This is a genomic window from Roseateles sp. (genome assembly GCF_031397715.1).
In the GTDB taxonomy this organism is placed as follows: Bacteria; Pseudomonadota; Gammaproteobacteria; order Burkholderiales; family Burkholderiaceae_C; genus Paucibacter_A.
In genome coordinates this window covers 1-6,041 of sequence record NZ_JANNMI010000095.1, presented here as the reverse complement: position 1 = coordinate 6,041, position 6,041 = coordinate 1, and the positions used below count along the sequence as shown (strand labels likewise).

Annotated in this window: 6 protein-coding genes; 1 reads left to right on the top strand and 5 read right to left on the bottom strand. The window is 60.3% G+C overall.

Annotated features, from left to right (window positions below):
- A partial coding sequence (locus RMO57_RS04260; protein WP_310384537.1) for an ATP-dependent metallopeptidase FtsH/Yme1/Tma family protein occupies positions 1–1,142 on the bottom strand: 1,142 nt, incomplete at its 3' end.
- 120 nt (positions 1,143–1,262) lie between these two features.
- Positions 1,263–1,943, bottom strand: a complete 681-nt coding sequence (locus tag RMO57_RS04255; protein WP_310384536.1) for an RlmE family RNA methyltransferase — start codon at positions 1,941–1,943, stop codon at positions 1,263–1,265.
- Positions 1,944–1,963: 20 nt separating this feature from the next.
- Here RMO57_RS04255 and RMO57_RS04250 point away from each other — a divergent pair, with 20 nt between their 5' ends.
- Entirely contained in the window at positions 1,964–2,440 is a 477-nt protein-coding gene (locus tag RMO57_RS04250) for a YhbY family RNA-binding protein (protein ID WP_310384533.1), read from the top strand.
- A gap of 16 nt (positions 2,441–2,456) precedes the next feature.
- Here RMO57_RS04250 and RMO57_RS04245 read toward each other — a convergent pair whose 3' ends face one another.
- From RMO57_RS04245 to carB, 3 genes are all read right to left on the bottom strand, one after another.
- Positions 2,457–2,888: a DUF4149 domain-containing protein gene (locus RMO57_RS04245; protein WP_310384531.1), complete on the bottom strand. Its 432-nt coding sequence runs from the start codon at positions 2,886–2,888 to the stop codon at positions 2,457–2,459.
- Between the two features lie 7 nt (positions 2,889–2,895).
- Positions 2,896–3,372: a transcription elongation factor GreA gene (greA, locus tag RMO57_RS04240; protein WP_310384529.1), complete on the bottom strand. Its 477-nt coding sequence runs from the start codon at positions 3,370–3,372 to the stop codon at positions 2,896–2,898.
- A 91-nt stretch (positions 3,373–3,463) separates the two neighbouring features.
- Positions 3,464–6,041 (bottom strand): carbamoyl-phosphate synthase large subunit (gene carB, locus RMO57_RS04235; RefSeq protein ID WP_310384527.1); only part of this gene is annotated, 2,578 nt, incomplete at its 5' end.

The following is a 6,041-nucleotide window of genomic DNA, read 5'->3' as shown; positions in this document are numbered from 1 at the left end:
GCGGCGAAAAGCGCCGCCTCGTTGACCAGGTTGGCCAGATCGGCACCCGAGAACCCCGGCGTGCCACGCGCCAGAATGTCGGCCCGGATATCCTGGCCGATCGGCACCTTGCGCATGTGCACGTTCAGGATCTGCTCGCGGCCGCGCACGTCGGGCAGCGTGACGTAGACCTGGCGGTCGAAGCGGCCCGGGCGCAGCAGCGCCGGGTCGAGGATGTCGGGCCGATTGGTCGCGGCCATCACGATCACGCCGACGTTGGTCTCGTAACCGGCCATCTCGACCAGCATCTGGTTCAGGGTCTGCTCACGCTCGTCATTGCCGCCGCCAACACCGGCGCCGCGGTGACGACCCACCGCATCAATTTCGTCAATAAAAATGATGCAAGGCGAGCTTTTCTTGGCCTGCTCGAACATGTCGCGCACACGGGCCGCGCCGACACCGACGAACATTTCGACAAAATCCGAACCCGAAATCGCGAAAAATGGCACCTTGGCTTCGCCGGCTATCGCCTTGGCGAGCAAGGTCTTGCCGGTTCCCGGAGGGCCAACCAAAAGCACACCGCGCGGAATGCGGCCACCCAGTTTTTGGAACTTGGAGGGATCCTTCAGGAAGTCGACCAACTCCTTGACCTCTTCCTTGGCCTCATCGCAGCCCGCCACATCAGCGAACGTGGTGGTGTTCTGCGCCTCGTCCAGTAAGCGAGCTTTGGACTTGCCGAAACTGAACGCGCCGCCCTTGCCGCCGCCCTGCATCTGGCGCATGAAATAGACCCAGACACCGATCAACAACAACATCGGGCCCCAACTGATCAGCATGCTGATCAAGAAGGACGGCTCTTCACGCGGCTTGACGTCAAACTTGACGCCGTTATTGCGCAGGTCGCCAATCAAACCGCGGTCCAGATAGGTGGCGGCCACGCGCAGCTTCTTGCCGTCGGTGGTTTCGGCCAGGATGTCGGTCCCGGCACCGCCTTCTTGCAGCGTCACTTGCTTGATCCGGTGTGCCTGGATTTCATCCAGGAATTCTGAGTAGCCAATTTGGCCACCTTGAGCTGCACCGCGGTCGAATTGCTTGAAAACGGTGAACAGCACCAGTGCGATCACTACCCAAACAGCTACTTTCGAGAACCACTGATTGTTCACCGAGACTCCTTAATTCACTCAAACTTGGCCACAAACGTGGCCGATGGTGCCCATATGGGGTTGATTCTATTGCAGTCAAGGGGCCTCGCCGTTTTGGCAACCCCTAGTGAATGCCGGGGATTAACGCTTTGGCTGCTTCAGTCCAATGCCGATCAGAAAGGTCTCGGTGGACCTGTCTTTGGACGCCTTGGGCTTGATCGGCTTGACCTTCTTGAAGGTCGCCTTGAACAACTCAACCAGCTGCGTATAGCCGCTGCCATGGAAAACCTTGGCCACCAAGGCGCCCTCGGGCTTCAGATGCTGCTGGGCAAAATCAACCGCCAACTCGACCAGACCCGCCACGCGGGCGGCGTCCGAGCTTTCGATGCCGGACAGATTGGGCGCCATATCGGACACCACCAAGTCCACCGCTCGCCCAGCTAACGCGGCCTCCAACAAGTCGAGCACCTCAGGCTCTTGAAAGTCACCCTGGATGAATTGCACGCCTTCGATCGGCTCGCACTCAACCAGATCCAGAGAGATGATGGTGCCATTGAGCTTGCCGACGGCAGCGCCGCCGATGCCGGCCTCCTTGGGTGCAAAGCAGCGCCGCAAATACTGGCTCCAGGCTCCGGGCGACGCGCCCAAATCGACGACCACTTGGCCGGGTCGAACCAGCTTCAAGGTCTCGTCAATTTCCTTCAGCTTGTAGGCGGCGCGGGCGCGAAAACCGTCCCGGTGAGCCATCTTGACGTAGGGATCGTTGATGTGCTCATGCAACCACGTTTTATTAAGTTTTTTGCTTTTAGTCTTGATCTTCATGTTGCACGGATAATACGCGTATGCCTGCGATTCAATTGACTCCTGCCCAGCGCAAGGAAAAACGCTCCGACGCCCATCATCTTGACCCTGTGGTCATGATAGGCGCGGATGGACTCACCCCTGCCGTCGTCAAAGAGACCGACGCCGCCTTGAATGCCCACGGGCTGATCAAGGTGCGCATATTCTCGGACGATCGCGCTAACCGCGAGAGCATTTTCGCCTCCCTTTGCGGGGAACTGAATGCTGCGCCGATTCAGCACATCGGCAAATTGCTGGTGCTGTGGCGCCCGCTGCCGGATCTGGAAGAGGCCGAACGTGCCGACGGCAAAGCCGGTCCCCGCGTGGTCAAGATTGTGAAATTTTCCAAGAGCGGCAACCACCGACCCCAGGTCAAGAAGTTGCGCGTGCTTGGTAACGAACGGGTCGCCCAAGGTGGCGAGATCAAGCGCGCCAAACGCCGCCTGACCAGCGTCAAAAAGAACGCCCAGGATCAGTAATTAAACCTGTTTGAGTTCAGACCTTGCTATGACTGCTGGTGCGCCAAGCCAAAGCCAGCACCGCCAAGGTTTTCAAACCAAAAAATGTGAAAGAAAAAGCGTGCAGGGCCGGGAAACTCCATGGCCCCTGCCCCGCTTTGGCTGCAGCCATCATCGGCTGCAGCGCGTAGTAGCCTGCCACCGTGCAAAACAGGGCAACAGCCGGCAGGAAGAACTCGGCCGACAGATTCTTCGAATCCGTGTCTCGCGCCAAGCGCCGCTCGATCAAAATCAATAGCAAGCCAGCGCCCAGCGCAACTTGCGCCTCCAACTCAAAAAGCCGGCCCACCACAGCACCCGCTTGAGCCCGCTCCAACACTGCAAAAGCCGCCGGTGCGGCGACCAGCGCGATGCAAAGCAAAAAGCCGCCCCATATGGCGGCCAATACGGCACGGGATCTGGCCAACACCTGTTGCTTAAACGTAACGGACTTTGACCACTTCGTAATTCTTGATGCCGCCCGGCGCCTGCACGCTGGCCACATCGCCCTCCTCTTTGCCGATCAGGGCTCGCGCAATTGGCGAGCTGATCGACACCTTGCCTAGCTTCAGGTCGGCCTCGTCGTCGCCGACGATTTGGTAGGTGACCTTGGCGCCGCTGGATTCTTCTTCCAGATCGACGGTGGTGCCAAACACGATGCGCCCGCCTGCATCGACCTCAGCCGGGTTGATGATCAAGGCGGCCGCCAACTTGCCCTCGATGTCGAGAATGCGGCCCTCGATAAAACCCTGCTTGTCCTTGGCCGCCTCGTACTCGGCGTTTTCGGACAAGTCGCCTTGCGCGCGCGCCTCAGAGATGGCCGCAATCACGGCATGACGCTCGACACCTTTGAGGCGATAGAGTTCTTCCTTGAGCTTTTCAGCGCCGTAGGTGGTGAGTGGAATAGTGGCCATGATTTTTCGATACGCTTGAAAGACAAAATGAAACCGCCGCTGCGGCTCAGGGGTTCCCGAGCTGCTGCGGCGGATTTCGATGGGACAGAGTTTAATTCAGTTCGGCGTGTAACTCTTGCAGGGATTGCACCAGCAAGCCGTCCTGATGTTTCATGCCCTCGACCGCCGCCTCGCAGCCCGCCATTGTCGTGTAATAGGTCACGCGAGCGGCCAAGGCGGCCTGGCGGATATAGCGGCTGTCGGCAATCGCGGTGCGGGTTTCGTCCACCGTCGTGAAGACCAGCTGGATCTCACCACCCTTGACCATGTCAACGATGTGCGGCCGGCCGTCCTTGATCTTGTTGACGACGCGAACCGGTACACCGATCTCGGCGATCGCCGCTGCCGTGCCCTTGGTGGCCACGACACCGAAGCCCAGTTCATGCAGATCGCGGGCGACCACCAAAGCGCGCGCCTTATCGCCGTTCTTCACGGTGATCAAGACATTGCCCTGGCGCGGCAAGCGCGAGCCGGCGCCCAGCTGGCTCTTCAGCATCGCTTCGCCGAAGGTGCGCGCAACACCCATGACCTCGCCGGTCGAGCGCATTTCCGGGCTCAGGATCGGATCAACGCCGGGGAACTTATTGAAGGGGAAGACCGCTTCCTTGACGCTGAAATATGGCGGTATGACCTCGGCTGGCACCCGGCCATTGCGGTCTTTCTGATCCTTCAGCTTTTGCCCGGCCATACAGCGCGCGGCAATCTTGGCCAGCTGCTGGCCGGTCGCCTTAGACACGAAGGGCACGGTGCGCGAGGCACGCGGGTTGACTTCCAGCACATAGACCGTCGCACCCTCCAGGCCGCCGGTGACGTCGCCCTGAATCGCGAACTGCACATTCATCAGGCCGACCACATTCAAGCCGCGCGCCATCGCCGCCGTCTGCTTGCGCAACTCGTCTTGCAAGGCTTTGGACAAGGTGTAAGGTGGCAAAGAACAAGCAGAGTCGCCGGAATGAATGCCGGCCGCCTCAACATGCTCCATGATGCCGCCAATCATCACGTCGACACCGTCGCTGATGCAGTCCACATCGACTTCCAGCGCATCTTCAAGGAACCGATCCAGCAAGACCGGTGACTTCTCGGACACCCGCACCGCTTCGCGCATATAGCGCTGCAAGTCCTTGTCGCCATGGACGATTTCCATTGCCCGGCCGCCCAGCACATAACTCGGCCGTACGACCAGCGGGTAGCCAATTTCCTGCGCCAACACCAGCGCTGCCTCTTCGGTACGCGCGGTGCGGTTCGGCGGCTGCTTCAGCCCCAGCTCATGCAAGAGCTTCTGGAAGCGCTCGCGGTCCTCGGCGATGTCGATGCTCTCGGGCGTGGTGCCGATGATGGGCACGCCATTGGCTTCGAGATCAAGGGCCAGCTTCAGCGGCGTTTGGCCGCCGTACTGAACGATCACGCCGACCGGCTTTTCTTTTTCAACGATTTCAAGCACGTCTTCCAGGGTCACCGGCTCGAAGTACAAGCGGTCCGAGGTGTCGTAGTCGGTCGACACGGTCTCGGGATTGCAGTTGACCATGATGGTCTCGTAGCCGTCTTCGCGCAGCGCCATCGCTGCGTGCACGCAGCAATAGTCGAACTCAATGCCCTGGCCGATGCGATTCGGCCCGCCGCCCAAGACCATGATCTTCTTCTTGTTGGTCGGCTCGGCCTCGCACTCTTCTTCGTAGGTCGAATACAGATAGGCGGTCTCGGTGCCGAACTCGGCCGCGCAGGTATCCACCCGCTTGTAGACCGGACGCACGCCCTGAGCATGACGGGCGCGGCGCACATCGTGCTGATTGCTGGCCAAGAGCTTGCCCAGGCGTTTGTCGGAAAAGCCTTTTTTCTTCAGCAGGCGCAGCTCGTCTGTGCTCAAGGACTCCAAGGAACGGCCCGTCAAAGACAACTCGATTTTCACGAGCTGCTCAATCTGCGCCAGGAACCACGGATCGATGGCGGTTTCTTCGAACACTTCCTGCATGCTCATGCCGATGCGGAAAGCATCGGCCACGAACAAGATGCGCTCGGGACCGGGCTCGCCGATTTCCTGGATGATCTCTTCCCTATCGCTGCTGCGCTCGGTCAGGCCGTCGATGCCGGTCTCCAAGCCGCGCAAGGCCTTCTGAAAACTCTCCTGGAAGGTGCGGCCCATCGCCATCACCTCGCCGACCGACTTCATCTGCGTGGTCAAACGCGAGTCGGCCATCGGGAATTTCTCGAACGCGAAGCGCGGAATTTTGGTGACCACGTAATCGATGCTGGGCTCGAAGGCCGCTGGCGTGGCGCCGCCGGTGATGTCGTTGCGCAACTCGTCCAGCGTGTAGCCGACCGCCAGCTTGGCGGCGATCTTGGCGATCGGAAAACCGGTCGCCTTCGACGCCAGCGCGGACGAGCGCGACACGCGCGGATTCATCTCGATCACCAGCAGGCGGCCGTCATCCGGGCTGATCGCGAACTGCACATTCGAGCCGCCGCATTCAACGCCGATCTTGCGCAGCACCGCGATCGACGCGTCACGCATCAGCTGGTATTCCTTGTCCGTCAGCGTCTGCGCGGGCGCGACGGTGATCGAGTCGCCGGTGTGGACTCCCATCGGGTCCAGGTTCTCGATCGCGCAGATGATGATGCAGTTGTCCGCCTTG